General features: G+C 32.7%; 26 protein-coding genes and 1 tRNA gene. 14 read left to right on the top strand and 13 right to left on the bottom strand.

Annotated elements, in window-relative coordinates; translation table 11 throughout:
- Nucleotides 1-90 precede the first annotated feature (90 nt).
- From EV02_RS04240 to EV02_RS04250, 3 genes are all read left to right on the top strand, one after another.
- On the top strand, nucleotides 91-1,551 hold the full coding sequence (locus EV02_RS04240) for an ammonium transporter (protein WP_032519638.1): 1,461 nt from the start codon (nucleotides 91-93) through the stop codon (nucleotides 1,549-1,551).
- 89 nt (nucleotides 1,552-1,640) lie between these two features.
- Nucleotides 1,641-2,837 (top strand): 4-hydroxy-3-methylbut-2-enyl diphosphate reductase, encoded by a 1,197-nt coding sequence (locus tag EV02_RS04245; protein WP_032519637.1) that lies wholly within the window; start codon nucleotides 1,641-1,643, stop codon nucleotides 2,835-2,837.
- 103 nt (nucleotides 2,838-2,940) lie between these two features.
- A complete protein-coding gene (locus EV02_RS04250; RefSeq protein WP_032519636.1) occupies nucleotides 2,941-3,501 on the top strand; it encodes a DoxX family protein in 561 nt (186 codons plus the stop codon).
- A 1-nt stretch (nucleotide 3,502) separates the two neighbouring features.
- On the opposite strand, the gene purH is transcribed toward EV02_RS04250, so the two are convergent.
- Nucleotides 3,503-5,056, bottom strand: coding sequence for a bifunctional phosphoribosylaminoimidazolecarboxamide formyltransferase/IMP cyclohydrolase (gene purH, locus EV02_RS04255; RefSeq protein ID WP_032519635.1), 1,554 nt, complete (start codon nucleotides 5,054-5,056; stop codon nucleotides 3,503-3,505).
- A gap of 33 nt (nucleotides 5,057-5,089) precedes the next feature.
- On the opposite strand from purH, the gene EV02_RS04260 reads away from it, so the two are divergent.
- Nucleotides 5,090-5,707 carry an alpha/beta hydrolase gene (locus tag EV02_RS04260; RefSeq protein ID WP_032519634.1) on the top strand — a complete coding sequence of 206 codons (618 nt, stop codon included), beginning with the start codon at nucleotides 5,090-5,092 and terminating at the stop codon, nucleotides 5,705-5,707.
- On the opposite strand, the gene EV02_RS04265 is transcribed toward EV02_RS04260, so the two are convergent.
- Nucleotides 5,704-6,072 carry a DUF3155 domain-containing protein gene (locus EV02_RS04265; RefSeq protein ID WP_011817760.1) on the bottom strand — a complete coding sequence of 123 codons (369 nt, stop codon included), beginning with the start codon at nucleotides 6,070-6,072 and terminating at the stop codon, nucleotides 5,704-5,706. The two genes, EV02_RS04260 and EV02_RS04265, sit on opposite strands and share 4 nt — an antisense overlap.
- Before the next feature lie 252 nt (nucleotides 6,073-6,324).
- Here EV02_RS04265 and EV02_RS04270 point away from each other — a divergent pair, with 252 nt between their 5' ends.
- Nucleotides 6,325-7,461 (top strand): sensor histidine kinase, encoded by a 1,137-nt coding sequence (locus EV02_RS04270; protein ID WP_032519633.1) that lies wholly within the window; start codon nucleotides 6,325-6,327, stop codon nucleotides 7,459-7,461.
- On the opposite strand, the gene EV02_RS04275 is transcribed toward EV02_RS04270, so the two are convergent.
- Nucleotides 7,439-8,179 carry an adenosylcobinamide-GDP ribazoletransferase gene (locus EV02_RS04275; protein ID WP_025890383.1) on the bottom strand — a complete coding sequence of 247 codons (741 nt, stop codon included), beginning with the start codon at nucleotides 8,177-8,179 and terminating at the stop codon, nucleotides 7,439-7,441. The genes EV02_RS04270 and EV02_RS04275 overlap by 23 nt on opposite strands.
- A gap of 98 nt (nucleotides 8,180-8,277) precedes the next feature.
- Between EV02_RS04275 and tgt the strand changes: the two genes are divergently transcribed.
- Nucleotides 8,278-9,396, top strand: coding sequence for a tRNA guanosine(34) transglycosylase Tgt (tgt, locus tag EV02_RS04280; protein ID WP_032519632.1), 1,119 nt, complete (start codon nucleotides 8,278-8,280; stop codon nucleotides 9,394-9,396).
- Between the two features lie 33 nt (nucleotides 9,397-9,429).
- The gene (locus tag EV02_RS04285; RefSeq protein ID WP_011375837.1) at nucleotides 9,430-9,570 is read left to right on the top strand and encodes a photosystem II reaction center protein K; all 141 of its coding nucleotides are present in this window, start codon (nucleotides 9,430-9,432) and stop codon (nucleotides 9,568-9,570) included.
- A 26-nt stretch (nucleotides 9,571-9,596) separates the two neighbouring features.
- Here EV02_RS04285 and EV02_RS04290 read toward each other — a convergent pair whose 3' ends face one another.
- From EV02_RS04290 to EV02_RS0108765, 3 genes are all read right to left on the bottom strand, one after another.
- Complete coding sequence (locus EV02_RS04290) at nucleotides 9,597-10,601, bottom strand: Gfo/Idh/MocA family protein (RefSeq protein ID WP_032519631.1); 1,005 nt, start codon at nucleotides 10,599-10,601, stop codon at nucleotides 9,597-9,599.
- A gap of 50 nt (nucleotides 10,602-10,651) precedes the next feature.
- Nucleotides 10,652-11,920, bottom strand: coding sequence for a hemolysin family protein (locus EV02_RS04295; RefSeq protein ID WP_032519630.1), 1,269 nt, complete (start codon nucleotides 11,918-11,920; stop codon nucleotides 10,652-10,654).
- An 18-nt stretch (nucleotides 11,921-11,938) separates the two neighbouring features.
- Nucleotides 11,939-12,011: transfer RNA gene (locus EV02_RS0108765), tRNA-Ile, on the bottom strand.
- Between the two features lie 141 nt (nucleotides 12,012-12,152).
- On the opposite strand from EV02_RS0108765, the gene pyrE reads away from it, so the two are divergent.
- Together pyrE and EV02_RS04305 are read left to right on the top strand one after the other, a co-directional pair.
- Nucleotides 12,153-12,713, top strand: coding sequence for an orotate phosphoribosyltransferase (pyrE, locus tag EV02_RS04300; RefSeq protein ID WP_032519629.1), 561 nt, complete (start codon nucleotides 12,153-12,155; stop codon nucleotides 12,711-12,713).
- 11 nt (nucleotides 12,714-12,724) lie between these two features.
- Nucleotides 12,725-13,558 (top strand): folate-binding protein YgfZ, encoded by an 834-nt coding sequence (locus EV02_RS04305; RefSeq protein WP_032519628.1) that lies wholly within the window; start codon nucleotides 12,725-12,727, stop codon nucleotides 13,556-13,558.
- Here EV02_RS04305 and EV02_RS04310 read toward each other — a convergent pair.
- Nucleotides 13,544-14,962, bottom strand: coding sequence for a TM0106 family RecB-like putative nuclease (locus tag EV02_RS04310; protein ID WP_032519627.1), 1,419 nt, complete (start codon nucleotides 14,960-14,962; stop codon nucleotides 13,544-13,546). The two genes, EV02_RS04305 and EV02_RS04310, sit on opposite strands and share 15 nt — an antisense overlap.
- A gap of 73 nt (nucleotides 14,963-15,035) precedes the next feature.
- Here EV02_RS04310 and EV02_RS04315 point away from each other — a divergent pair, with 73 nt between their 5' ends.
- The gene (locus EV02_RS04315) at nucleotides 15,036-16,490 is read left to right on the top strand and encodes a phosphoglucomutase/phosphomannomutase family protein (RefSeq protein WP_032519626.1); all 1,455 of its coding nucleotides are present in this window, start codon (nucleotides 15,036-15,038) and stop codon (nucleotides 16,488-16,490) included.
- A gap of 2 nt (nucleotides 16,491-16,492) precedes the next feature.
- Nucleotides 16,493-17,068 (top strand): RdgB/HAM1 family non-canonical purine NTP pyrophosphatase, encoded by a 576-nt coding sequence (gene rdgB, locus EV02_RS04320; protein WP_032520467.1) that lies wholly within the window; start codon nucleotides 16,493-16,495, stop codon nucleotides 17,066-17,068.
- Nucleotides 17,069-17,070: 2 nt separating this feature from the next.
- Here the strand turns inward: rdgB and EV02_RS04325 are convergent, their stop codons facing one another.
- The 3 genes from EV02_RS04325 to fabI all read right to left on the bottom strand — a co-directional run bounded on the left by EV02_RS04325 (nucleotide 17,071) and on the right by fabI (nucleotide 20,036).
- On the bottom strand, nucleotides 17,071-18,555 hold the full coding sequence (locus EV02_RS04325; protein WP_032519625.1) for a carotenoid oxygenase family protein: 1,485 nt from the start codon (nucleotides 18,553-18,555) through the stop codon (nucleotides 17,071-17,073).
- A 72-nt stretch (nucleotides 18,556-18,627) separates the two neighbouring features.
- Nucleotides 18,628-19,233: an imidazoleglycerol-phosphate dehydratase HisB gene (hisB, locus tag EV02_RS04330; protein ID WP_032519624.1), complete on the bottom strand. Its 606-nt coding sequence runs from the start codon at nucleotides 19,231-19,233 to the stop codon at nucleotides 18,628-18,630.
- 20 nt (nucleotides 19,234-19,253) lie between these two features.
- Nucleotides 19,254-20,036: an enoyl-ACP reductase FabI gene (fabI, locus tag EV02_RS04335; protein ID WP_032519623.1), complete on the bottom strand. Its 783-nt coding sequence runs from the start codon at nucleotides 20,034-20,036 to the stop codon at nucleotides 19,254-19,256.
- Between the two features lie 105 nt (nucleotides 20,037-20,141).
- Here fabI and EV02_RS04340 point away from each other — a divergent pair, with 105 nt between their 5' ends.
- On the top strand, nucleotides 20,142-20,735 hold the full coding sequence (locus tag EV02_RS04340; RefSeq protein ID WP_032519622.1) for a thioredoxin family protein: 594 nt from the start codon (nucleotides 20,142-20,144) through the stop codon (nucleotides 20,733-20,735).
- 53 nt (nucleotides 20,736-20,788) lie between these two features.
- The gene (locus EV02_RS04345) at nucleotides 20,789-21,994 is read left to right on the top strand and encodes a DegT/DnrJ/EryC1/StrS family aminotransferase (RefSeq protein ID WP_032519621.1); all 1,206 of its coding nucleotides are present in this window, start codon (nucleotides 20,789-20,791) and stop codon (nucleotides 21,992-21,994) included.
- On the opposite strand, the gene EV02_RS04350 is transcribed toward EV02_RS04345, so the two are convergent.
- Genes EV02_RS04350 through folK form a run of 3 tightly spaced genes read right to left on the bottom strand, consistent with a single transcriptional unit; the run spans nucleotide 21,979 to nucleotide 24,587 of the window.
- Entirely contained in the window at nucleotides 21,979-23,412 is a 1,434-nt protein-coding gene (locus EV02_RS04350) for a cryptochrome/photolyase family protein (protein ID WP_032519620.1), read from the bottom strand. The two genes, EV02_RS04345 and EV02_RS04350, sit on opposite strands and share 16 nt — an antisense overlap.
- Nucleotides 23,409-23,972 carry an NUDIX hydrolase gene (locus EV02_RS04355; protein ID WP_032519619.1) on the bottom strand — a complete coding sequence of 188 codons (564 nt, stop codon included), beginning with the start codon at nucleotides 23,970-23,972 and terminating at the stop codon, nucleotides 23,409-23,411. The genes EV02_RS04350 and EV02_RS04355 overlap by 4 nt, the downstream gene beginning before the upstream one ends.
- A 51-nt stretch (nucleotides 23,973-24,023) precedes the next feature.
- Entirely contained in the window at nucleotides 24,024-24,587 is a 564-nt protein-coding gene (folK, locus tag EV02_RS04360; RefSeq protein ID WP_032519618.1) for a 2-amino-4-hydroxy-6-hydroxymethyldihydropteridine diphosphokinase, read from the bottom strand.
- Between the two features lie 48 nt (nucleotides 24,588-24,635).
- Here folK and bchD point away from each other — a divergent pair, with 48 nt between their 5' ends.
- Nucleotides 24,636-26,819: a magnesium chelatase ATPase subunit D gene (bchD, locus tag EV02_RS04365; protein WP_032519617.1), complete on the top strand. Its 2,184-nt coding sequence runs from the start codon at nucleotides 24,636-24,638 to the stop codon at nucleotides 26,817-26,819.
- The last annotated feature ends 7 nt before the right edge of the window (nucleotides 26,820-26,826 follow it).

The raw sequence follows: 26,826 nt of genomic DNA, 5'->3' as shown, positions 1-26,826 counted from the left end.
CAACTACTAGACACTAATAAGTTTTTTGAGCAAAATTGAATATGAAAGGAAACAGCACAAACTGTTTTTTTGCAGATCTAATTTTTTTTTATGACCACTGCTTTGCAAACGCCTCAAAGGCGCTCTAGGTCCAAATTACAAGATGCAAGTCTTGTTAATGGACCTATGCTCCTTTTGAGGAGTATTCGAGGATTTAGTTCAAACCGCTCTATGTTGTGGCTTGCAACTGTCCCTGTAGCTTTGTTTGGTTTAGGTATTTTTAATCTTTCTGCTCATGCAGGCGATCTACCTGAGTTGAATGCAGCTTTTCTTGCCAATAATTTATGGCTATTGGTCGCTACTATTCTAGTGATCTTCATGAACGCCGGCTTCGCTATGGTAGAAGCAGGTATGTGCCGTTCTAAGAACGCCGTCAACATTCTTGCTAAAAACCTTTTCGTATTCGCTCTAGCTGTGACCTCTTATTGGTTTATCGGCTATTCACTAATGTACGGAGACAGCGTTGCTGGAGGATGGCTATATTTTATGGGCCTATTTTTTGATCCAACAGTCACAGCAGAAACAGTTGCTGATGCTGGATTAGTCCCTACTGTTGATTTCTTGTTCCAGTCTGCATTCGCAGGTACTGCGGCAACTATCGTATCCGGTCTTGTTGCTGAAAGAGTTAAATTTGGAGAATTTGTTGTTTTTGCTGTTGTATTAACTGCATTTATATATCCAATTGCTGGTAGCTGGAAATGGAATGGAGGTTGGCTTGATTCTTTAGGGTTTGTAGACTTTGCTGGTTCTTCAATTGTTCACTCAGTTGGAGCATGGGCAGGTCTTGTAGGAGCTATGCTTCTTGGACCAAGAATTGGCAAATACTCTGACGGGAAGCCACAGGCTATGCCTGGACACAATATGGCTATAGCTACTCTAGGTGCATTAGTTCTATGGATAGGTTGGTACGGTTTTAACCCCGGTTCTCAACTTGCTATGGATCAATGGGTTCCATATGTTGCTGTAACAACTACTTTAGCAGCAGCAGCTGGCGCTATCGGTGCAACTATTGTTTCAACATTAACTTCTGGTAAGCCTGATCTTACAATGATAATTAACGGAATCCTTGCAGGTTTGGTTAGTATCACTGCTGGTTGTGGTGATATGACACTCGCTGGAGCCTGGTTCGCAGGACTAGTTGGTGGAATAATCGTTGTATTTTCTGTTGCAGCACTTGATGCCGCTGAGATCGATGATCCTGTAGGTGCATTCTCCGTTCACGGAGTTTGTGGTGTATGGGGTACTGTAGTTATCGGTCTTTGGGGAACAGCAGTACAAGGCGATGGAGCAGGTATGGGGTTGTTCAATGGTGGAGGTATTACCCTTCTTCTAGTTCAAGCTCTTGGTGCAGCAGCCTATGCTATTTGGACACTAGTTACTTGCTGGATTGCTTGGTCTGTAATTGGAGGATTATTCGGAGGAATCCGAGTATCTGAAGAGGAAGAGACTCAAGGTTTAGATATAGGAGAGCATGGAATGGAAGCATATCCAGACTTTGCATCTGCTAAATAATCTTACTAAAAATTGATTTAAGAAACCTGACTTATGTCAGGTTTCTTTTTTTTTACGAAAAATTATTTAAAACGTTGTAATATAAAAAGATGGATACTCAAGCTTTTAGAAGATCCCTTCATCATTCTGATAGATACAATAGAAGGGGTTTCGATTCTCCAACAAAAAGAGCTCAAGCGTTAGAAGAAGCTTACCAAAGTGATTTAATAAGTTCTATAAGGGATAATGGTTTTACTTACACTAAAGGCAGACTAAATATTAAGTTAGCCCAAGCCTTCGGTTTCTGTTGGGGAGTCGAAAGAGCTGTTGCCATGGCTTATGAAACTAGGAGACATTACCCAAATGAGAATATTTGGATAACAAACGAAATAATTCATAATCCCTCTGTGAATGATCATTTAAGAAAAATGAATGTAAAATTCATCTCAGCTAAAAATGGAATTAAAGATTTTTCTTTAGTTTCTAATGGGGATGTTGTTATACTTCCAGCTTTCGGAGCTACTGTTCAAGAAATGAAACTCTTGCATGAGAAAGGTTGTCATATAATTGATACAACTTGTCCATGGGTTTCTAAGGTTTGGCATACAGTTGAAAAACATAAAAAACATGTTTTCACATCTATTATTCACGGAAAATTTAAACATGAAGAGACTCTCGCTACAAGTTCATTCGCAGGTAAGTATTTAGTTGTACTTGATCTAGAAGAAGCGAACTACGTTTCTGAATATATTCTGGGAAGAGGTAATAGAAATGAATTTATGAACAAATTTGCTAAAGCTTTTTCTAATGGATTTGATCCTGATAAAGATTTAGATAGAGTAGGAGTTGCAAATCAGACAACTATGCTAAAAAGCGAGACTGAGGAAATTGGCAAGGTTTTTGAAAGGACGATGTTAAAGAAATTTGGACCAGAAAACTTAAATAGTCACTTTTTAGCTTTTAATACTATTTGCGATGCAACAGAAGAAAGGCAAGATGCAATGTTCTCTTTGGTTGATGAAGACCTTGATATTTTAGTAGTTATTGGAGGCTTTAATTCTTCTAATACCACTCATCTACAAGAAATAGCAATTAATAAAAATATATCTTCTTTTCACATTGATACGCCAGAGAGGATTTCAGTTAAAGAAAACTCAATATTTCATAAACCACTAGGATCAGAATTAGAACTTAAAAAAAATTTTCTACCTCATGGGGAAATTAATGTTGGGATTACCTCAGGTGCATCCACTCCTGATAAGGTTGTTGCAGATGTTATTGAAAAGTTAATTGAAATTGCTTCCTGAATTTGTTATTCATTTATAAATTTGCTTAGTTTTCTAAATTTATTAGTCAGATAATTCCAAAAGATCTACTTTATTAACTAGAATAATGAAAAAATATTGAAGTATGGAAGACAAAGCACAAACTAATCAGGTTCAAACTGCAAGTATGAATAGAACTAAGGCTCCTCAAAAAGTTGAAGTCGTAGTTGCCAATTCATCTTCAGGGTCAGAAGTAAATATCCTTGGAGAACTATCGATTTTTGTTTTAAGAATAGGTTTTTGTGCTTTGATGATTCATCATGGCCTAGAAAAACTTCAGGATCCGCAGGGTTTTGCTGAGTTTGTAGTTGGAAAGTATTTCCCATTTTTGCCTGGTGATCCTGTTATTTGGACTTTTGGAGCGGCAATTACTCAACTGGTATGCCCGATAGGATTGGCTTTAGGGATCTTTGCGAGGCTTTCTTCTCTTGGTCTATTCTCCACAATGGCATTTGCAGTTTATTTTCATCTCCTTGATACTGGACTAGAAGGTTTTCCTCTGGCTGTGGTTGAAAGTCATAATTATGCTTTCGAATTATCTTTTATATACGGGGCTATTTCCCTCTACTTTCTATGTGCAGGCCCAGGCAGGCTATCTTTATTCAGAAAAACTAACAAGATTACATATTATCCAAAATCAACATAATTCAATGTAAAAAGTGCCTTTTTTGGGTAAATACCATTGAAATTCCTTTTAAATTACACATATCAATACTTTCTTGGTCTCTTAGACTTCCTCCAGGTTGAATAATAGCTTTTATTCCATATTTATTTGCAAGTTCTACAGTATCTGCAAATGGGAAAAACCCATCGCTAGCCAAGACAGCATCAGAACATAATTTTCCAGCTGCTTCTAATGCGATTTTTGCTGCTCCAACTCTATTCATTTGTCCAGCTCCAATTCCAATAGTTTTTTGGTCTTTTGCAATAACAATGGCATTAGATTTCACGTGTTTACAAATTTTCCATGCAAAATTTAGATCTAAGTTAGTTTGATTACTAGGATTTTTATAAGTTACTGAAATCCAATTTTCAGTTTTTTCTTCACTATCATCAGTATCTTGAACTAGTAATCCTCCCATTATTGATTTAGTAGAATTTTGATTCTTTTTTGGAAGTTGATCTTTTGAAAACTTTAAAATTCTTAAATTCTTTTTAGCTTTTAAAATTTCTAAAGCTTCCTTATCAAAAGATGGAGCGACGACACACTCTAAGAAAATATCTTTGAGGTGAATTGCGGTCTCACTATCAACATTTGAATTAAAAGCAACTATTCCTCCAAATGCACTAACTGAGTCGCATTCCAAAGCATTCAAAAATGCTTTGGAAGCTGAATTACTTATAGAGGCACCACAAGGATTATTGTGTTTTAAAATAACAGAGGCAAAGATGTTGTTTGTAAGTTCATTTTTTTCTGTGTAGCCAAATTCTAAAACTGTTGAAAGTGCCGACTCTAGATCTAATAGATTGTTATAACTTAAGTCTTTTCCTTGTAATTGTTCTGCTGAGTTCCATCCAATGTTACTTAAGCCATACCAGAAAGCTTTTTGATGTGGATTCTCCCCATATCTTAAGGTTCTGATTAGTGGATAAGATTCAATATATTTGGAAGATTGTAAATCTCTTTCTTTTCTTATCCAATTAGAAATTGCAGTATCATAGTCTGCTGTATGTTGAAAAGCTTCAAGGGCTAATTTTGCTTTATATGAGTCTTTCAATTCACCTTTTTTACTTTCTTCAAGAAAATTTTGATACTGACTAGGATCTACTAAAACGGAGACATCTTTATGATTTTTAGCAGCAGAACGAATCATAGATGGCCCTCCTATATCGATATTTTCAATAGCATCTTCCCATTTAGCTCCCTGATCTATAGTTTTTTTAAAAGGATATAAATTTACAACTACTAAGTCTATTAATTCAAGATTGTTAGCTTCTATATCTTTTTTATGTTCCTCATCAGTTCTTTTAGCTAATATTCCCCCGTGTATTTTTGGATGTAAAGTTTTAACTCTTCCCCCAAGAATTTCTGGAGAATTAGTAAAATCAGCAACTTTAATAACTGGAATTTTAGCCTCTATAAGATGTTTGGCAGTGCCTCCGCTTGATAAAATTTTATAATTAAATTGCTCTACCAATTCCTTACAAAATGGGATTATATTTTTTTTATCAGAGACACTTACTAAAGCTAATGGAGACATTATGGGAAAGTTTACTTACTTAAGAATATAAACATGAAATATGCTATCAATCATGAATTTGTCTCGATTAGCTCTCAAACTGCAACTCATAGAATTATTTTGATGCATGGTTGGGGAGCTGATTCAGATGACCTTTTAACATTTGGAAAGGAGATGACTGAAAAAATAAATCTTGATTTTGAGGTAATTTCTTTGAGGGCTCCTGGATTACACCCAAGCGGTCAGGGAAGACAGTGGTATGGATTATATCCACATGATTGGAATGGAGCTGAGGTTGAAGTAAATAAACTTTTAGTTACATTAAAAAATTTTGATACTGATAAGATTCCACTAAGAAAAACAATTTTGTTGGGGTTCTCTCAGGGGGCGGCGATGGCAATTGATGCGGGATTTAAGTTAAATTTTGGATTAATTGTTGCTTGTAGTGGTTATCCTCACCCTAACTGGTCCCCAGGAGAAAAATTCTCGCCATTAATCATTAGTCATGGTTTATTTGATGACGTTGTGCCTATAGATGCCTCTAGGACTATTTATGAAAAGGTAAAAAGTAAGTCTTCTAAATTTTGTGAATTATTAGAATTTGATGGATTTCATCAAATTGATTCAAATTTAATTAATTTTATAAGTTCAAATATATGTAATATTTTTTAAACAAAAGCGTATTCATATTCTTCAATCTCTTCCCAATCATCTGCAGTCAATTCTAGACCCTCAAATATTTTTTCTTCACCAATTCCTTCAACTACAACTTTTAGTGATGGAAATAGAAAATGATTTTCTTCAGCATATTGGGCGCTAAATAATCCTTTTTCACCCCAAAAAAATCTATCGGTGGTGTGTTCATTTCTTCTTACATTAAAAACTGAAGGCGCAGAGAGACCATTTTCAGCTATGAATCTTCTTGCTGCTGTAACTGGTTTATGTTTGCCGGTTTCGATATGATAGATAGGTACATGTGCCATTACTCTTTGGCCAGCCAATCTTCTCCTGCTGATTCTTTTTCTTTTTTTTGACATTGATTGGTACTCCTGAAATTATTAATCAGATTAGTCTTATTTATTTTTACTAATCTTATATATGTGATTTTAAATTCACTTCAAATTACATAGAGGACCCATCAACCCCTGATGTAGCTTAAAATATGATTAAATATTCATATTTAAGGCTGGCTAAAGTCAGACCTCTTTATATATCTTAATACTTTTTTCATATTTTACAAGCCCTTTTTCAAGTTTTTTTTAAAAAAATTTCTCAATATTTCATTAATCATGAATCTTTCAAAAAAATTTGAAGAATTAATTTTAAAACAGCTAGAGAGTTTTGGTTGCTCAATGGGCGTGACTAATTTAGTTATGTATCTTGCTTCAGCTAAGCAAGGAACTAAAGCATCTTTTGAAATGATTGGTCAATGGCCGCAAATTGATCGGCTACTTACTTCAATAGAAGATGATCCTTCACTAAAGGTTTCATCGCCTAATAGAAGATGGTACCCGCTACAAGAAAACGATATTCTACTTGGTGTACTTCGGGTAGAAACTGATTTGAAAGGGGGGAATTGGCCAGTATCTCTCGACTCTAGATTAAAAGCTCTATCAATATCTTTAGCTAAATGTGTCTCAATCGAATTAGAACGTCAAAATAAAAATGAAGAAGTCAATTATTTAAAAAATCAGGTCAATGTCATAATTCATCAATTAAGGAATCCATTAGCTGCTATTAGAACATACGCAAAATTATTAATAAAAAGACTTGGTTCAGATGATGATTCTATTGAAATAGTCGAACGCATGATAATAGAGCAAAAACAAATTAATCAATATATGGATTCTTTTGCTCAATTAAATTCACCTATTCAACTTCCTCTGGAAATTGGAGAGGAAAGATTATTATTACCACCAAATTTAGATAATAAAAAGGTAATAACTGTTCAGAGTTTATTAAGGCCAATATTAGAAAGGGGTAAAGCTAATGCGGACTTAGAGAATAGAGATTGGACTGAACCTTCTCTTTGGCCAGATTGGACTATTTCGCCATTAAAGGCAAAATATGCTGTAATTGCTGAAATTGTGGCAAATCTATTAGAAAATGCGTTTAAATATGCCCAAAAAGATGCTGAAATTGGGCTCGCAATTACGAGTAATGGACTTTGTATATTTGATGATGGTAAAAAAATAACCAAAAATGAAAACGAGAAAATTTTTGAAAAAGGTTTTAGAGGATCTGCTGCGAAAAAGAAGGACGGCACTGGCGTGGGACTTTTCTTAGCGAGGAAATTAGCAAAACAAATTGGAGGAGATTTGAGATTGCTGGAAAATAACTCGGTAGTTAATACTGAGAAATCAAAAAGTCTTAAGAAGAAAAATATTTTTTATTTAGAACTACCTATAAAAGAATTGCATGCATAAATAACATTGCAGTTTCAACTAAAACAACACTTGCACCGCAGGCATCTCCGTTAAAGCCTCCAATTTTATTACCCAGTATGTTTGGGATACAATAACTTAGAAAAATACCAATCAAAATAAGAATTAAAAATTTAATTAATATTGCTTGGGATGTAATTGAAACAAATTGGTATGCAATGAAAATCAAAAGAAAAATAATGGAGATCAAAGATTCTTTTTTAAATCCATTCCAAAACTTTTTGTGACTAACAGATTTTTTCTTATAACTCATATATTTAAACTTTTCTATAAAAAATAAATTTGAAAATCTTCCCCAAAATAAGCATATAGGTAAAACAAAAATTACTAGGTTTTGAATTTTCAGTATGCAAGCAATTTGAATTAAAGTTATAAAAACTAAAGCTTGAACGCCAAAGGAACCAACTTTACTGTCTTTCATGGCTTTTAAACGTTTCTTTTTACCCGCAAAAATACCATCGAAAGTATCCATTAAACCATCAATATGTAGACCACCAGTAATTAAATATCCTGAAGCCAAACAAATTAATGCAGATGCATAAATTGACCAAGAGTTTGTTGTTAAAAAAAGAAAAATATAACTCTGTATTGTTCCAATCAAAAAACCTAAAGGCGGGGCAAATTGTGCAATATTTTTAAATTCGGGATTAATTAAAGGTATCTTTGGAAATGTTGTATAGAAAATCCAAGATCCTGCCAAATTTTTTATTAAATATTTTTTGATGAGATAAAAATAGATTCAATATTAAATAATAGGGTAAATTAATGAAAAAGGATCAAAAAATTTTATAAATTATCGTGTTTGAATTTGAAATTACATCGAATTGCAGTAATACAGCGGCAAGAACTGGTATATTTCATACACCAAATGGTCAGGTAAACACACCAAAATTTATGCCTGTGGGTACTTTGGCAACGGTTAAAGGAATTTCATCTAAGCAGTTAACCTCTACAGGATCAGAAATGATTCTTTCAAATACCTTTCATCTTCATTTACAACCTGGAGAAAAACTAGTTAAAGAATCTGGCGGAATACATAAGTTCATGAATTGGCCGAAGCCTATTCTTACTGATTCAGGAGGATATCAAGTTTTTAGTTTGGCCAAATTAAATAATATTTCTGATAAAGGCGTGGAATTTAAAAATCCAAGAGATGGTAGTCATGTTTTTTTATCACCTGAAAAAGTAATACAGATTCAAATGGATCTTGGATCGGATGTTGCGATGGCTTTTGATCATTGTCCTCCGCATACAGCTAACGAAAATGATATTGAGGACTCTTTACAAAGAACTCATTCATGGTTGCAAAAATGTGTTGAGACTCATCAGAAATCCAATCAAGCATTATTCGGTATAGTTCAAGGTGGAAAGTATCCTAGATTGAGAGAATACAGTGCAAAATATACAAGTTCTTTTGATCTTCCTGGAATAGCAGTGGGAGGTGTAAGTGTTGGCGAGGCAGTCGAAGAAATACATAGTGTAATTAATTACGTCCCGAAATTCTTACCAATAAATAAACCAAGATACTTAATGGGAATTGGCTCCTTAAAAGAAATTTCTCTAGCTGTTGCTAATGGATTCGATATATTTGACTGTGTTTTGCCTACAAGACTAGGGAGACATGGGACTGCATTTTTTAATGATGAAAGATTGAATTTGCGAAATGCTCGATTTAAAAATGACTTTTCTCCGATTGACAAAACTTGTAAATGCGAAACCTGTAAATCCTATTCTCGAGCATATTTGCATCATCTAATTAGAAATGACGAAATATTAGGCCTGACTCTAACAAGTTTGCATAATATTGCTCACTTAATAAGATTTACCAATGCAATTTCTACTGCAATTAGAGATAATTGTTTTACAAATGATTTCGCTCCTTGGAAAACATCCTCTATTGCTCACCATACGTGGTAACGTCTTATCATAATTAATTAAATTATTAAAAAGGTGCTCATTCTATTTAATACATTCGCTGAATTGCCTGAGGCTTATAAGGCCTTTGCTCCAACCGTTGATGTTCTTCCACTGATTCCTTTATTTTTCTTTTTATTAGTGTTTGTTTGGCAAGCTGCTGTTGGATTTAAATAAAATTCTTTTAGTTTAGATTGTTAGTATTAGACTGGATTTTCAAGTAAAATCGCATCTCCTGAATTTTCTACTGCATTCTCTATAAAATCAGCAATTTTTAATGCTCTTGAGGCTTGCTCACCATCCACCTCAGGTATTTCTTTGCCCTGAACGCACTTAAGAAAATGCTCCAATTCCGCATAAAGAGGCTCAATGGAGGTTGTGCTAACTTCTTCAACATATCCGTCATTTCTATAAACTAATTCTCCATGTTCTGCAGTGTATGATTCATGAGACTTTCTATGGATTTGAAGAGAGTGATTTAAAAAATCAGTTTCTACTAGTCCATTTTGGCAGTGAGCACTTAAACTCCTAATTTTTTTGTGACTCATTTTACTGGCAGTCAAACTTGCAATAACTTTATTTTTAAAAACCAAAGTAGCATTGACATAATCTATTAATCCTTCACTATTTCTGCCTCCAACTGCCGCTAATTTTTGTATTTTGGAGTTGACGAGTTCTAAAATTAGATCAATGTCATGGATCATTAAATCCATTACTACAGATACATCATTTGCTCTATCCGCATGAGGACTATGTCTTCTTGCTTCTAAAACAACAATTTCTTCATTATGAACTATTTTATTTAATTCTCTAAAAGCAGGATTAAATCTTTCAATATGCCCAACTTGTAATAGACAGTTACTTGCATTAGCAGCCTCTATTAAAGATTTTGCTTCTAACTCATTAGCTGCAATTGGTTTTTCAATGAGAACGTTAGTACCTCCATTAAGACAATCTAGTCCTACTTTTTGATGAAGTAGTGTTGGGACAGCGATACAGATAGCATCAACTTTTGGAATTAAGTCTTTATAGTCTTTGAACCATTCACATTGAAATTGGTCAATAGCTAATTTGCCTCTCTCTTCATTTGGATCTGCAACGCCAATGAGATTTGCATCTTTGAGCAAACTTAGTACTCGGGCATGATGCCAACCCATATTCCCTATACCTATGACTCCAACCTTTACTGGTGATGAGGTTGGCTGCATAATTTCAAATCCATATATTAATTATCATTATCCTCTATAGGAAGCCACATTTAGCTTTTGGGAAGAATAATTTTAACACGATCAATTTTTGGTCCTGACATAGAAATAACTTCAAATTTAATGTTACTAAAATCTAAAACATCGCCAATCTTTGGAACCATTTGAAATTTTTCTAGCAGAAATCCAGCAAGGGTATGATAGTCTGCACCTTCTGGAATAGAACATCCTAACTTTTTATTGATATCTATGATTTCTGATTTTCCAGCTATTGACCATTTTTTAGAGAAATTATCTAACATTCTCATATCTGAATAAATTCTATTATTGAGCATTTCCTCTCCAACTATTTCGCCATTTAGATCAGCTGCAGTTATAAGTCCCTCTGTCCCACCGTGTTCATCAACTACTAGTAAGAACGGATTGTAGTCTCTTACTATTGGAAATATTTCTGCTAGTGAACATGTTTCTATTATTTTTGTTACTGGTAAAAGGAATGGCTCTAGTAATGTATCGGCTTCCATTTCACCTTTTGATATTGGCTTAGCTAGATAACGCAAATCTATAACACCTAATACATCATCTAAAGACTCATCAATCACAAAGAAGCGAGCATGGCGAGTTTTATCGACTTGTTTCATAAGTTCTGAAAAGGTTATATTTTTTGGCAAAGTTACCATTTCAGATCTTGGAATCATCACTTCTTTAACCTGTGTATCTTTTAAAGCAAAAACTCCTTCAAGAATATTCTTCTCATCAGGTTTTAAACCTGTTACGTTATCTGTTTCTATAAGAGTTTCTAATTCTCCAGCAGATAAACCCGAGTTTAAAGAATCCCATTTGTTATTTAAATTGAACAAGCCTAAACAGGCACTAGCAAAGAATTCTATTGTTTTCACTATAGGATTCATGGCTTTTCTTACGGCGTCAAATATTGTGGTTAACCTTAGTGCAGCAGATTCTGGATTGTTAATTACTAAAGCTTTTGGGATTAGTCCAGAAACAAGAGTAACAACTAAAACAACAAATAAAAATAATAGAAGATCATAAAATCTATTTGATAAAATATTGCTTTTCCAATAATCATTAGCCAGGTTATTGCTGAGCCATCCAATTGCAATTAATGAAATTGTTACTCCAAATTGAGAAGCAATTAGTGAAGATCTAAAGCGTTTTTGAATTTTTAAAATTGAAAATGCTCCTTTCTTTTTTTCTTCTATTAACCTTAAAACCTTACTTGGCCTTATTAATAAAAAAGAGAGTTCACTCGCTGCGAAAAAAGCTGGTAAGAATAAAAGAAATAAAAGTAGAGTTATTTTCATTCAATGACAAATGAATAATGGGGGTGGCGAGGATCGAACTCGCCTTAGCCAAATTATGAGTTTGGTGCATTCACCAGATTGCTACACCCCCAAGGGAATTTATGTAATTTTAATTACATTGAATTTCAATATACAATATAAAAATAATATTTCAAAAAACACCTCATTAGGAAGTTTTTGTGAGATTTCTTTTTTTTCTTCTAATCTTTAAATATAAATTTAACTTTTACTAATGGGCAAATTTTCGGCTAAGTATGATTTAAATAAAGCAAAATTGTTAAAACAGTTAATTGAAAAATCTTACAAGAAAGGAAACTTCACTTTATCTTCAGGAAAAAAAAGCAGTCATTACTTGAATTGTAAACCAGTTTCATTAAATGGCGCAGGCTTAAACTTAATAAGTGATTTATTTTTAGAGTTAAAGGACTCAAGGTCAAAAGCTGTAGCAGGATTGACATTAGGCGCAGACCCTATAGTAAGTGGATTAATTGTTAAAGCAGCTTTGCATGGCCAAGACCTTGATGGTTTAATAATTCGGAAAGAAATCAAAAAATACGGTACCAAAGCTGGAATAGAGGGCCCTACATTAGAAGAAGGAACTTTGGTAACTGTCTTAGAGGATGTCGTTACAACTGCTGGTTCAGTTATAAAAGCTATAAAAAAGTTGCGCGAAAATAATTATGTTGTTGAGGAGGTTTTGTCTATTGTTGATAGGCAAGAAGGGGGATTAGAAGCCCTTGAAGATGAAAATGTTAAATTAAAGAGTCTTTTTACAATAAAAGACTTTTTATAATTATTTAAAAAATGCAAGAAAAAAAAAAGTTTTGGCTTGAAAAATTTGACTGTTTTTCTGTTTCCGGAAAAGATGCCAGAAAATTTTTGAATGGAATTACCACTGGTAATATTCTTAATTCAGAAAATAAAATTATCAAAACTTGTTGGTTAACTCCAAATGGAGTTCTAAGGTCATTAATTGAAATTATTTTTTTAGAAAGAAGCTTAGAAGTAATCATCTTGGCGGGTAATACTAATGAAATAATTGATTACTTTAATCAAATTATTTTCCCAGCGGACGATGTACTTCTTAGTAAACCTTTCTGGATAAATAGAATTCAGGAAATTGATGAATCTAATTCATGGAGAACTTATCAGCCAATTTTCTTCAAAACAGAAGATGAAGAATTTGAAATATATAAAAATAAACTAAATTTACTAAATCCCAATGATTTAAAACTTTGGAAGATTAATCAGGCAATACCCTCATTAGAAATGGAAATAAACGGAAAAAATAATCCTCTTGAGCTTGGATTCCAAGATCTTATAGATTTTAATAAAGGTTGTTATTTAGGACAAGAAACAATGTCAAAAATAAAAAATGTTTCTTCTTTAAAACAGGAAATAAGAATTTGGAAATCAATTGGATCTAATTTGAATTTAGATTTAGAAGATAAAAATTTATATTTAAATTCTGCCAAGGATATTTCTGTAGGCAAAATCACTAGTTTTTTTAAATCAGATTGTGCAATAAAAGGTTTAGCTATGATAAAAAGAAAATATTTAGAGGAAGAAAGTTATTTTTTTTCAGAAATTTTTGGAAAAATTATTATAAATAAATCTGTAGGATCAATTTTTCTTTAATCGATTTTTGATTAAATATTCTGCAATTTGTAGAGTAGCAAAACAATCATCTTTGTTATATTGGATAATTTTCTTTAAAAATATTTGGTTTTCTGTAATTTGATATTGAATCCACCAATAAAGTGCTTTCGAGCCACTTACATTTTTCTGCGCCCATTCAAATCCAAGCCAATTAGAAACAGTTTTTAAGCCATAGTTTTTTAGTGGTAATATACAAGACTTTCTTATTAAGGTATGTAAATCAATAAATCTCGAGGAAAGTGAATCAATTTCTTCAAAACTAAAATTTAGTTCTTTAGCAATATTAATTATTGATATTTTTTCAGTTTCTCCGTAATGCAAAACTGGCCATTCCTTGCGTGAAAAAAGTATTTCAATAATTTGCCCGTAAGATTCTCCTTTATTATTTTTAAGATTTAAGATTGGTTCATAAATAAGATTTTCTTTTTTAATAGACAAATTATCTACTTTTAAAAATCCATATAAAAAATCATGCTTTTCATCTGGATTTGACTCAATATCAAATATATAAAATCCCGAACATATTTTCTCTAATAGATCTTCCGTATTATTTTTATTAGAAATGAAATATGGTTCTCCTGAAATATATGCTTGTGCTTGCTTTACAAATATGGATGCTTTTTCATACTTCTGATCTTTAAATTTAGATAATTTCTCTCCAAGTTGTTTTTCGCTATACGAAGCTAATATTTGGGTATTAGTTATTCCGTTTGCTTTGAGTAACGAGGCCGTTTTGGACCCTATTCCATCTATATCTGTTAGATATCCTTTTTCTTTTGCTTCTTTGTCACAAAATTTTTGCCAGGAACAAATAGTACATTTTTTTCTATCTTGAGTTATTTCTGGTATGGATCCCTCCAAGCATTCATTCAAATTTAATAAAACATCTAAAACTTTTTTTCTTAATTTTTTATTTAAATAAATTTCTTCAACTTTAACTTTTTTATAAAAAGTTGAAATTACTAATCCTTTCTCAATTTTAGATTCTTGAAAAGATTCCAAAAGCATAGAACAAAAAGCTAAGTCAAATAAATGTTCTTTAGTTGTTTTGTGGCCTAACTTATAAACAGCAGGTAAATATTTATATTGTCCCCATTTACTCTTACCTTTAGTCTTTAAAAGAAATTGTGGAAGTATCTCTGCGTTAATATTTTGGAAAAGATTCCCTTTGATTTTTAATCCAATTACCCCTTGATAACCATTTTCACAGGCTTTTAATCCTGTATATATTTCACCATTACAAAATTCAAAGAAAATTTGGAACTGATTAATTTTATCTATAGCTTTATGGGGAGACCAAACTTCATAAGATTTTTTACCCTTAAAATCTAGCCATGCCTTTCTTTTGCATCTTGTAAAACTTTTTAAATGAAGAGAATTCAAATTATTTTTTAAGGGAGGTTTTAAAATTTACTCATATAAATTAGTATAGATAATTAAAAGAAATCAAGGAAATTTGAGAGCTGATCAATTAGATAAGATAAAATTTGGAACTGATGGTTGGAGAGGAATTATTGGTTTTGACTTTAACCTGTCAAATCTTTCAAGAGTTGTCGTCGCTGCATGTCAGGAGTTGAATTATCAATACTATAAAGAAGTTAATTCAAAGAAAATTATTATTGGATATGATCGTAGATTTATGGCTTGTGAATTCGCCAAGCAAATAGTGCCTTTTGTCAGAGGATGTGGTTTCGAACCGATCTTATCTGATAGCTTTGTTACAACACCCTCTTGTAGTTTCTTTGCCAAAGAAGTCGGTTGTCTTGGAGCGTTAGTAATTACAGCAAGTCATAATCCATATAATTGGCTAGGTCTGAAAATAAAGAGCTTTAATGGATGTTCTGTTGACGAATCTTTTACAAGTGAAGTTGAAAAAAGATTAATGCTTGGAAATTCAATTGAAAAAATAGATGGTATTAATCAATTAGTAGATATTAAGAAATTTCACTTAGATAGAATTAAATCCCTTTTTGATATTGATTATATTTCCAAGAGATTAAAAAAAATGAAATTGAGAATTTTTGTAGATTCTATGCATGGTTCAGCTGCAAATTGTATGGCTGAGATTTTTGCTTCTAATGATTTAGAAGTTATTTCAGAAATCAGGAAAGATGCTGATCCTTTTTTTGGAGGAAAACCTCCTGAACCTCTTTTGAATTATGCAGATGATCTAAAACAAACACTAGTGAAAAATTCAACAAATGAAGTGAAAACTTTAGGAATTATATTTGATGGTGATGGTGATAGAATTGCGGCAATTGATGAAAAAGGAAGATACTCTAGTACTCAAGATTTACTCCCATACTTTATTAGCTATTTAGGCGAAATTAAAAATAATTCTTATCCAGTTTTAAAGACTGTTAGTGGTTCAGATATTATTAAAAATATATCAGAGAGTCAAAATAGAGATGTTTTTGAACTTCCAGTTGGCTTTAAATATATTGCTGAAAAAATGATTAAAGAAAAAATATTTATTGGAGGAGAGGAATCTGGGGGAGTTGGTTTTGGTGACTTTATGCCTGAAAGAGATGCTCTATATGCAGCGATGGTTTTATTAAATGGAATTGCTGAAAAATCTCAATATTTATGTGAAACCTTAGATGAAATTCAAGAAGATTTTGGGCCAAGTTTTTATAAAAGAATTGATATTAAATTTCCAAATCAGTCAGAAAAAAATAATGTAAAAGAATTTATCCTAGATAATATTCCTGAGAATGTTAATAATCACAAGTTAAAAAGTATCTCAAAAATCGATGGAATAAAGTTGAGAATTGATAATAATTTTTGGCTTCTTTTTAGGTTTTCAGGAACGGAACCTCTTTTAAGGTTATATTGTGAAGCACCAAAAGAATCTTATCTAATTGAGGTATTAGAGTGGGGTCAAGAATTTATAAATTTGGCAGGAAAATAATGATGAAAAATTTATATTTAGCGAGTAAGAATAAAGGTAAAATTGAAGAATATAAGAAATTGCTTGCTGGAGTTAATTGTAAATTGTTACTCCAGCCAGAATCATTAGAAGTTGAAGAGGATGGACTGACATTTAGAGATAATGCAATTAAAAAAGCGAGTGAAGTTTCGAGAAAAACGAATAATTTTTCAATAGCAGATGATTCAGGAATTTGTATTGAAGCACTAGGTGGTAAGCCTGGCATTTACTCATCTAGATATGCAGAAAATGATCAGAAGAGAATTGAACGAGTTTTAAGAGAACTTGATGGTGTTCAAAATAGAAGTGCTTTCTTTATTGCTAATATTTGTGTTTGTTCCCCAAATGGTGAAGTGATTATTGAATCTGAGGCCAAATGTCATGGCAATATAATTTTGAACCCCAGAGGAAAAAGTGGTTTTGGGTATGACCCAATTTTTGAGGAGAGTTCTACCAGATTAACTTTCGCAGAAATGAATAATGATATTAAAGACTCTTGTAGTCATAGAGGTAAAGCATTAAAAAAAATTATTCCAGATTTAATTGAAATTTTTTCATAAATTCAATTAACCCAAGATCCATGAAGGCCATGAGGGATTGAAATGGGTAATTCATAAACAGCTAATTCTTTTAAGTCTTTTGCGTCTAATATCACTAAATCGCTTCCTCTTCTTTCTCCATTCCATATAAGTATAAATAAAAATCCCTCATCTTCTGTTGAAGAGTTTTCTGATGGAACCATAATTGGTTCACTAACAAATCCACTTGGCCCTGCTGACCAAGAAATCTCTTCCTTAGAAGTTAAATTTATTTTTTTTATCGCTTGAAGTGGAGCGTTCCCGAGCTTTTGAGATGTGCTTGCCATCCAACTAAAAGTTGCTTTTAATCCTAAGTTTTTAGGATTAACAACAGCAAATTCGCAACATTGTTCACTGAAAGTTTCAAGTTCACAAGTTTTTGTCTTTAGATCGATAATTGATCTTTTTAGTTTTCCTTCTGGATATTTTTCAAAGTCAATATCCCTAAAATTCTCGTCTGGACCAACTGATGGGAAATCATCATAAAAAATACTATCTAATACGATTTTGGAATCTTTTTCAAATGCATTTACATGATGAAAAACGAATCCTTCTGGAGCATCTATTGTTAAAGGAGGCTGTCCCCTAAATAATCCACTTTCTCTGGGGATGATAAAAAACTTTGCCTTTTTATTTGGGTTTGACTTTAAACATTGTGCTGCACCTCTTTGACCCATCACAAATGGAAGAGGATTGAAATCAATAGCATTCTGTAAAAATATTGCCCAATTAGTTGTGATTGCGAAATCATGAAGGAATGCAAAGCCATTAAAGGTATCTTTTCGATCAAAAATTAGCTCTCCAGAATTTGTACCAGTATTATCAAATTCCATTAATCTAATGGTACTTTTTGGCCCGGTTTGTACTCCAAAAGTAACTAAAAGTTCTGAAGATGCATTTGAGTTTAGGTCTGTTTTGGGATGAGCACTGAATGCTTCGTTAGGCTTGAGTACACCTTTTAATGTTGTTAAACCAATAGTGTCAAGACTATCAGGATCCATTGCATGTGGACCTGCTGCTTCCCATAATGCGAGAATTTCATCTCCTAATTTAATGACATGTGTATTAGCGATATTCTTGAATTTTAGATCTAATGCATTATTTAAAATTCCTCCCTTTTTTTGTGTTCCAAAAACACCTCTATAAATAAATTTATCTATTTTTTCTTCTTCCAAATAGCCTTTAGTTTTAACAAATCTATTTGTTAAGAACGGCTGACCATTTTCGAATTTTATGGATGTTATCATTCCATCACCATCAAATGGATGATGCACCCATTGTCCACCTCTCTCTAATATTCCTGGTCCATTTCTTAATAATGTTCCATTTAAATTTTTAATATTATTACCTTTGCTAATTGTTAGAGGTTCTTTAGTTAACTCCTTTTCTACATTTTGATAAGCACTTGACCAATCTTCTTTATTAAAAATTTTAAATTTGTCAATTTTTTTATCTTGTAAATTAGTCACAACAAAATAATCACTTCATCTATCTTCTCCAAAAATCAACTGAATTGTGGATGATTCGAAAAAATTCCTATTTTATTGATTTTCCAGCATTCCTTTACTGCTTGGAATTGAATCAGATCTTCTTTGATCTATTTCGGTAGCCATTCTCATTGCTCTTGAAAATGCTTTAAAGCACGCCTCAACTATATGATGTGAATTACTGCCACGTATTTGATTAATATGCAGAGTAATACCGCTGTTATTTACAAAGGCAATAAAAAACTCTCTTACTAGTTCAGTATCATAATTTCCTATTCTAGGGGCTTTTAATTGAAGATCATAAGATAGATGTGGTCTACCAGAGCAGTCTAAAGTGACTTGAACTAATGCTTCATCTAATGGAGCAAAGAAATGTCCAAATCTGCTTATTCCTTTTCTTTCCCCCAAGGCTTTTGAAAATGCTTTGCCTAATGCGATTCCTACATCTTCATTTGTATGATGATCATCAATATGGGTATCTCCAATTGCTTTTATTTTTAAATCGAACAAACCATGACTGGATATTTGATGAAGCATATGATCTAAGAATGGTATCCCGGTATCAATCTCAGAAATTCCATTTCCATCTAAGTTTATAAATACAGAAATATCTGTTTCATTCGTTTTTCTTTTTATTTCAAATTGCCTTAGAGATGACATTTTTATGCAAAAAACTTTGTTTACATTCCATTAATGCAGTAACCCGCATCAACATAAATTGTTTGGCCTGAAATGCCGCTAGAGAGATCACTTAATAAAAAAGCAGCTGTATTACCTACTTCTGTTTGAGTGACTGTTCTGCGTAAAGGAGCCTTTTCTTCAACATTGTGAATCATATCTAAAATGCCACCTATAGCAGAACTCGCAAGTGTTCTTATAGGCCCAGCACTTATTGCGTTAACTCTGACTTGTTTTTCGGGACCAAGTTCAGCAGAAAGATATCTTACTGAAGCTTCTAAAGCTGCTTTAGCAACTCCCATCACGTTATAGTTAGGAATCGCTCTTTCTGAACCTAAATAAGTTAATGAGACAACTCCTGCGCCATCACTAAAAAGTGGTTTTGCTGCTTTACATAAAGGTGCTAACGAATAAGCACTTATATTAAGAGCCCTATCAAAACCCTCTGAAGTGGTAGCACTATAATCTCCAATTAATTCATCGCGTCCTGCAAATGCTAGGCAGTGAACCAATCCGTCAATATGGCCCCAATTGTCTTTTATATTTTTAAAGATTTCTTCAATTTGAGCTGGATTTTGAACATCAAGAGGCAAAAATAACGATGGGTTTAAAGGTTCAGTTAGTTCTCTAACTTTAGACTCGAATCTTCCCTTATCATCAGGCAAATATGTGATTCCAAGTTCTGCGCCAGCTTTTGAAAGTTGTTGAGCGATACCCCATGCTATTGAACGATTGTTGGCAATTCCCGTAACAAGAATTTTTTTGCCAGTTAGATTTAGAAGCATTTTGTTTATTATTTCTATTATTCTCCTATATAAAAGTACCTATCTTTGCGGATTACTGCAAAATATACAATAATTTTCAAATATCAAAGAATTTTTAACTTGAACATGGTAAGAACAAATTCTATGGTTTTGGAATTAGGTTTTCAATTACCGAATTTCGAAATGTTAAATGCTAATTCTTCAAAAAATGAATATTTTAATTCACATAATCTAGATAATCGGCATTTACTTTTAATGTTTATTTGTGCCCATTGCCCATTTGTTAAATATATTGAGAATCAAATTTTCATCTTAAGTAAAGAAATTGAAAATACAGTTCAAACAGTTGCAATTTCTAGTAATGATATTGTCACTCATCCTTCAGATTCTCCTAAAAATTTGAGATTACAAGCACAAACACAGGGATGGAGTTTTCCTTATCTATATGATGAAAATCAAAATTTTGCTAAGAAATTAAAAGCGGCTTGTACTCCAGATTTTTATCTTTTTTCAAATGAAGGAGATGGTGATTTTTTATTGTATTATCATGGCCAATTAGACGATAGTAGACCAGGTAATAATATCCCTCTATCTGGAAAAGATTTGCGCTCTGCTGTAAAAGATTTGAATCAAGATAATTCTTATCCTTCAAATCAGATGCCTTCTTTAGGTTGCAATATAAAATGGACTCCTGGTAAAGAACCAAGTTGGTTTAAATGAATTAAAAATTTTTTTTACCCATAGAAATATGGTTTAGGGTTAATATATTTACTATGCAGATACCTCCATTTACTTTAAATAGGCAATACCACGAAATTGGCTCAGAAATTGAGAGTGAGGTTTCTAAAGTTTTAAAAGGGGGCCAGTATATTGGAGGACAAGAAATTGCCAAATTTGAGGAGAGTTTTTCAAATTTAATTGGTGTTGAAAATACTATTGGATGTAATAGCGGAACTGATGCTTTAGTATTAGCTTTGCGCGCATTAGATATTGGTGTGGGTGATGAAGTTATTACCTCATCTTTTAGCTTTTTTGCAACTGCAGAGGCTATTAGTGCAGTTGGTGCTAATCCTGTTTTGGTAGATATAGATCCAGAAACTTATCTCATTAATACTGAACTAATAGAACAAGAAATAAATTCTAATACCAAGGCAATTATGCCAGTGCATCTATTTGGTAATGCAGTGAATATGACCTTAATAAAATCTTTGGCCAAGAAATATGACTTAAAAGTAATCGAAGATTGTGCTCAGGCAACATGCACAATGTGGGAAAATTCCAAAGTTGGTAGTATTGGTGATATAGGCTGTTTTAGCTTTTTCCCTACTAAAAATTTAGGAGCTGCTGGAGATGGTGGAGCAGTAACGACTTCTGATCAGAAGATTGCAAAAAAAATTAGAGAACTGGCTGTTCATGGTAGCCCAATAAGATATCATCATACCCAAATTGGATATAACAGCAGACTTGATACCATTCAGGCTGCCATATTAAACATTAAAGTTAAATATATTTCTAAGTGGATTAATAATCGCCAAAAAATTGCTAATAATTACCTTGATTTATTAGAAAAAAATCCATTTATTAGTTTTCCAAAAATTAGCTCTGATTCAATTTCTCATTCTTGGAATCAATTTGTCATCAAATTAAGAAACGATAAATATTTTTTAAATCAAGATTTTTCAAATTTATTTGATACTGATTGCAAAAAATACTATTCCTTAAGGAATTTGGTAAAACAACAACTTTTTGAAAAAGGTATTAATTCAATAATTTATTATCCAATTCCAATACACGCGCAAATAGCTTACAAAAATAAAAAATTTTCTAGAACAAAACTCATTAACACCGAAAGAATTTGTACAGAAGTTCTTAGTCTTCCAATGTTTCCTGAAATTTCTTATGAAGAGCAAGTTTATGTAGCAGAAAATTTAAATAAAGTTTTAAAGAATTGTATAGAAGAAATTCAAATTTCAGCATAAAGTGATTTAAATAATCTTTGTTGTATGTTGTGATTGACGATAGGACTTGAATAATTATTTTTTTCTAAATTAGATATCTCCCCATTTAATAATTCTGCATTTGACACTTTAGATAATTCAGGAATCCAATATTTTATATATTCGCAAATAGGATCAAATTTTTTTGCTTGGGTATATGGATTAAAAATTCTAAGTGGTTTTGGATCCATACCGCTACTGGCGCTCCACTGCCATCCCCCATTATTTGCAGCTAAGTCTCCATCAACCAAAGTCTCCATAAATTTTTTCTCGCCCATTTGCCAATTGCATATAAGATCTTTTACCAGAAATGAAGCCACTATCATACGACATCTGTTATGCATCCAGCCAGTACTATTTAGTTGACGCATTGCAGCATCAACTATAGGTACTCCGGTCTCTCCGTTGCTCCAATGCTGAAACCATTCATTATTGTTTTGCCATGGAAAGTGATCCCATTTTTTTCTATATGGACCTTTCTCTAGTTCTGGGAAATGGAATAAGCAATGTTGATAAAATTCACGCCAAACAAGTTCTTTTTGCCAAGTTTCAATTGATAGGTAATTTCCTTGATTTGCAAAATCTGAGTTTAAATTTAATGTTGCGTTCCACACTTTTCTAATGCTGATGGTGCCGAATCTGAGAGATGCACTTAGAAATGATGTCCCATCATGGGAAGGAAAATCTCTTGCAGAATTATAAGAATATATTTTTTCGTTAATGAAGCTTTCTAATAATGTTTCTGCAGCATTCTCTCCAGGTCTACATGGACAAATATTCGAACCAGGAAATTTGATATTTTTGAGAAATTTATCTAGAACAGAATCAGATGAATTTATTGTCTTATTTTCCTTAAATTTATTATCTATATCTTTAAACTGGAAAACAACTTTATCTTGGTCATATAAACCTAATAAATTCATTTTTGATTTAAGGTTTTTATAAAAAGGTCCATAAACTGAATAAGGATTTTTATTCCCTGAAAATATTTTTAAAGGTTCTACTAATAAGTGATCCCAAGTTTCAATAACTTTAATATTTTGTTCTTTTAAATTTTTTTTTATTTGTAAATCGCGATTAATCTCATAAGGTTCAATTGATCTATTCCAAAAAACAAATTTAGCATCTATTTTCTTTGCTAATTGAGGAATTATTAATAACGGATCTCCTTCTTCCATAACTAATCTACTACCCATTTTTTTCCAATTATTTCCTAATTCTTGAAGCGAATTTGCTAGAAACCAAGCTCTTGAACTCGCATTGAAATCGTGTGAGTAATTTGTATCAAATATATAAGTTGAAGTAATAGCATTTGATAATGAAAATGCTTTGATTAAAGCTTGATTATCAAATATTCTTAAATCCTTTCTATGCCAAAAAAGTATTCTAGGTTTATTCATAATTTATCTAAAAATTGTTTAGCTCTAAACCAAGCCGTCACGGTTTTTGCGTCAAGAATTTCATCCCCACTAGAAATAAGATTATCTAGTTCTTCGGGATCTAAAATTAATACTTCTATATCTTCATCTAAATCTCCTTTAACCTCGGAAGTGAGTTTGTCTAAATCACGAGCTAAAAATAAATAAATTTCTTCATCTGCATAACCTGGAGCAGGGACAAGAGTTCCTAGTTCATCCCATTTGTTTGCACTGAATCCAGTCTCTTCTTGTATTTCCCTTTGAATTGAATTAATAGGTGTTTCACCTATTTCTAATGTACCTGCTGGAAATTCTAATAAATATCTTGAAACAGCAAATCTATATTGCCGAAGAATGATAACTTTATTGTCTGTTGTAATAGGTACGGCTAATGCTGCCCCAGGATGCTTAATGTATCCATATTCACCTTCATGTCCATTTGGAAGCTCAATTCTATTTATTTCGAAACTAAATTTTTTTGACTTTAACTCAGATATTTTTTCTTTAAATATGGATCTTTTTATAAGGTTTTTGTTGCCCATAATTTTTAAATAAAAATAGCCTAACAGTTATTTTTTGGTTTTGTAAATCATTTATATAGACCATTTTGGGACATCACACTTTGTGATTTTTTGGCTTTTACTTAAGATTTCAGATAGTGGTGTAATAACGAAATTCCGATTCATGAATCTAGGGTGAGGTAATGTTAATTCCTCGTCAACCGTATGAAAATCTTCCCACCACAGAATATCTAAATCAAGACATCTTGATAGCCATTTCTTACCCTTTGGCGTCTCTTCTCGTCCGAAAAAACTCTCTAACTTTTTTAACTTTTTTAAAAGTAATTTCGCGTTTTTAATTGATGGTTTAGGAAAAGAATTACTTTTTATAAGTAAGAGAGTATTTAAATAATTTGGCTGCTCATTTTCAACACCATGGGGTAATGTCTCATAAATTGAAGACCAAAAAAAGGTTGCCTGAAATTTGCTTTTCTCTTCTTTTTTTTTGTTGAAACTATCTCCCCACTCATTAATTATTTCTTCTATTTTTGGTTTGCAAATTAATAGTGACTCAAGAGGGCTTCCGAATTTACTATCAATATTTGCTCCGAGGGATATACATAGTCCATTTTTGATATTAAGATTTGATAATTCCACTACAAAAAACAAAGTTATTGGATAAATTCTATATCAGGCATTTTTAAAGTGATTTTGAACCCCGAGTTAAAAGAAAAAGGAGAAATAAAAGATTTAATGAACTCAAAGGATTCTTTTAGAGCTTTTCCTTTGGCGGCAATTACGGGTCATAGCTTATTGAAATTATCATTGCTTTTGGCAGCAGTTGACCCTAGTTTAGGAGGAGTGATTATCGCTGGCGGAAGAGGTACTGGAAAGTCAGTATTAGCAAGGGGTTTGCATACTTTACTCCCTCCTATAGAGGTATTAGATAATGAATCAATCCTGGAAACACTATCCAAGAGAAATAGTAATACTTCATTAAGACCTATTGGTAGGAACCTAGATCCAGATAAACCAGCGGAATGGGATATTAGTACTAATAAATTGTTAGAGGAGTTAATTGGAAGTGATTTTTTGAATCAAATTGAAGAAATTCCAAAAAAAGTAAGAGAGGCTCCATTTATTCAAGTCCCTATTGGCATAACTGAAGACAGACTTGTCGGATCAATTGATGTCGCTGCCTCATTAAGTACAGGGGAACAAGTTTTTCAGCCTGGAATTTTGGCAGAGGCTCATAGAGGTGTTCTTTATGTAGATGATATAAATTTATTGGATGATGGTATCGTAAATTTAATTCTTGAAGCTACAGGAAGAGAGAAAAATAATATTGAAAGAGATGGTTTAAGCCTTTCTCATCCTTGTAAGTCACTTTTAATAGCAACTTATAATCCTGAAGAAGGTGCTTTAAGAGATCATGTTTTAGATCGTTTTGCTATTGTGCTTTCCGCAGATCAATCTATTGATAATGCTCAAAGAGTTGAGATTACAAAATCTGTTTTATCACACGCAGAAAATAATATTAAATTTTCAGAAAAATGGTCGGAAGAATCTGATAATTTATCTACTCAATTAATTTTGGCAAGGCAATGGTTAAAGGATGTCAAGATAACAAAAGAGCAAATAATCTATTTAGTGAATGAAGCTCTCAGGGGAGGAGTAGAAGGACATAGGTCAGAATTGTTTGCAGTAAAAGTGGCAAAGGCTAATGCAGCTCTTCGAGGCGATGAAAATGTAAATTCTGAAGACTTAAAAGTCGCGGTAAGGTTAGTTATTCTTCCTCGAGCAATGCAATTACCTCCAGACGATGATGATATTCAACCACCCCCTCCAGAGGATCAGAGCCCCCCACCCCCACCTCAATCAAACAATGATGACACTGAACCTGAGGCTAATGAAAATGATGATAATCAAGAGCAAGACCAAGAAGAAGATAGTTCTGATGGGGAAGATGAATCTACTCCCGAAATACCTGAAGAATTTATATTAGACCCTGAGGCATGTATGGTTGATCCCGATTTATTGCTTTTTTCATCAGCTAAAGCTAAAGCAGGAAATAGCGGAAGTAGATCAGTCATATTTAGTGACAGTAGAGGAAGATATGTGAAACCAATTATTCCAAGGGGTAAAGTAAAAAGAATTGCTGTAGATGCTACCCTCAGAGCTGCTGCTCCTTATCAAAAATCGAGGAGATTAAGGAACCCTAACAAATCAATAGTTATTGAAGAAAATGATTTTAGGGCAAAGCTTCTTCAAAAAAAGGCGGGAGCTTTAGTAATTTTTCTGGTTGATGCTAGTGGCTCTATGGCTTTAAATAGGATGCAAAGTGCAAAAGGTGCAGTGATAAGACTTTTAACGGAGGCATATGAAAATAGAGATGAAGTAGCTCTTATCCCTTTTAGAGGTAATCAGGCCGAAGTGCTTTTACCTCCAACGAGATCAATAACTGCTGCAAAAAGAAGATTGGAAACAATGCCTTGTGGTGGAGGATCACCTTTGGCACATGGACTAACACAATCAGCCAAAGTAGCAAAAAATGCTCTTTCTACTGGAGATATAGGTCAAGTAATTGTTGTTGGGATTACAGATGGCAGAGGAAATGTTCCTTTAGGATTATCTCTAGGACAAAATGACGTTGAGGGAAAAGATAATGAAAATGAAAATGTCAATTTAAAACAGGAGGTTCTAGATATCGCTGCGAAATATCCCATGCTTGGGATAAAACTCTTAGTAATTGATACAGAGAGAAAATTTATAGCAAGCGGATTTGGTAAAGAATTAGCAGAGGCAGCTCAAGGGAAATATGTCCAACTGCCAAAAGCCACAGATAAAGCAATCGCAGCTATGGCTTTAAATGCTATAAACGAATTCTAAATATTTT

The sequence above is a fragment of the Prochlorococcus marinus str. SB genome (genome assembly GCF_000760115.1).
GTDB classification, from domain to species: domain Bacteria; phylum Cyanobacteriota; class Cyanobacteriia; order PCC-6307; family Cyanobiaceae; genus Prochlorococcus_A; species Prochlorococcus_A marinus_D.
This window is presented reverse-complemented; position numbering and strand designations above follow the sequence as displayed.

What these genes read in the sequence shown, in the direction of transcription:
- EV02_RS04240 (WP_032519638.1), top strand. Translation starts at nt 91, where the DNA reads ATGACCACTGCTTTGCAAACGCCTCAAAGGCGCTCTAGGTCCAAATTA.
- EV02_RS04245 (WP_032519637.1), top strand. Translation starts at nt 1,641, where the DNA reads ATGGATACTCAAGCTTTTAGAAGATCCCTTCATCATTCTGATAGATAC.
- EV02_RS04250 (WP_032519636.1), top strand. Translation starts at nt 2,941, where the DNA reads ATGGAAGACAAAGCACAAACTAATCAGGTTCAAACTGCAAGTATGAAT.
- purH (WP_032519635.1), bottom strand. Translation starts at nt 5,056, where the DNA reads ATGTCTCCATTAGCTTTAGTAAGTGTCTCTGATAAAAAAAATATAATC.
- EV02_RS04260 (WP_032519634.1), top strand. Translation starts at nt 5,090, where the DNA reads ATGAAATATGCTATCAATCATGAATTTGTCTCGATTAGCTCTCAAACT.
- EV02_RS04265 (WP_011817760.1), bottom strand. Translation starts at nt 6,072, where the DNA reads ATGTCAAAAAAAAGAAAAAGAATCAGCAGGAGAAGATTGGCTGGCCAA.
- EV02_RS04270 (WP_032519633.1), top strand. Translation starts at nt 6,325, where the DNA reads ATGAATCTTTCAAAAAAATTTGAAGAATTAATTTTAAAACAGCTAGAG.
- EV02_RS04290 (WP_032519631.1), bottom strand. Translation starts at nt 10,601, where the DNA reads ATGCAGCCAACCTCATCACCAGTAAAGGTTGGAGTCATAGGTATAGGG.
- EV02_RS04295 (WP_032519630.1), bottom strand. Translation starts at nt 11,920, where the DNA reads ATGAAAATAACTCTACTTTTATTTCTTTTATTCTTACCAGCTTTTTTC.
- pyrE (WP_032519629.1), top strand. Translation starts at nt 12,153, where the DNA reads ATGGGCAAATTTTCGGCTAAGTATGATTTAAATAAAGCAAAATTGTTA.
- EV02_RS04305 (WP_032519628.1), top strand. Translation starts at nt 12,725, where the DNA reads ATGCAAGAAAAAAAAAAGTTTTGGCTTGAAAAATTTGACTGTTTTTCT.
- rdgB (WP_032520467.1), top strand. Translation starts at nt 16,493, where the DNA reads ATGAAAAATTTATATTTAGCGAGTAAGAATAAAGGTAAAATTGAAGAA.
- hisB (WP_032519624.1), bottom strand. Translation starts at nt 19,233, where the DNA reads ATGTCATCTCTAAGGCAATTTGAAATAAAAAGAAAAACGAATGAAACA.
- fabI (WP_032519623.1), bottom strand. Translation starts at nt 20,036, where the DNA reads ATGCTTCTAAATCTAACTGGCAAAAAAATTCTTGTTACGGGAATTGCC.
- EV02_RS04340 (WP_032519622.1), top strand. Translation starts at nt 20,142, where the DNA reads ATGGTAAGAACAAATTCTATGGTTTTGGAATTAGGTTTTCAATTACCG.
- EV02_RS04345 (WP_032519621.1), top strand. Translation starts at nt 20,789, where the DNA reads ATGCAGATACCTCCATTTACTTTAAATAGGCAATACCACGAAATTGGC.
- EV02_RS04350 (WP_032519620.1), bottom strand. Translation starts at nt 23,412, where the DNA reads ATGAATAAACCTAGAATACTTTTTTGGCATAGAAAGGATTTAAGAATA.
- EV02_RS04355 (WP_032519619.1), bottom strand. Translation starts at nt 23,972, where the DNA reads ATGGGCAACAAAAACCTTATAAAAAGATCCATATTTAAAGAAAAAATA.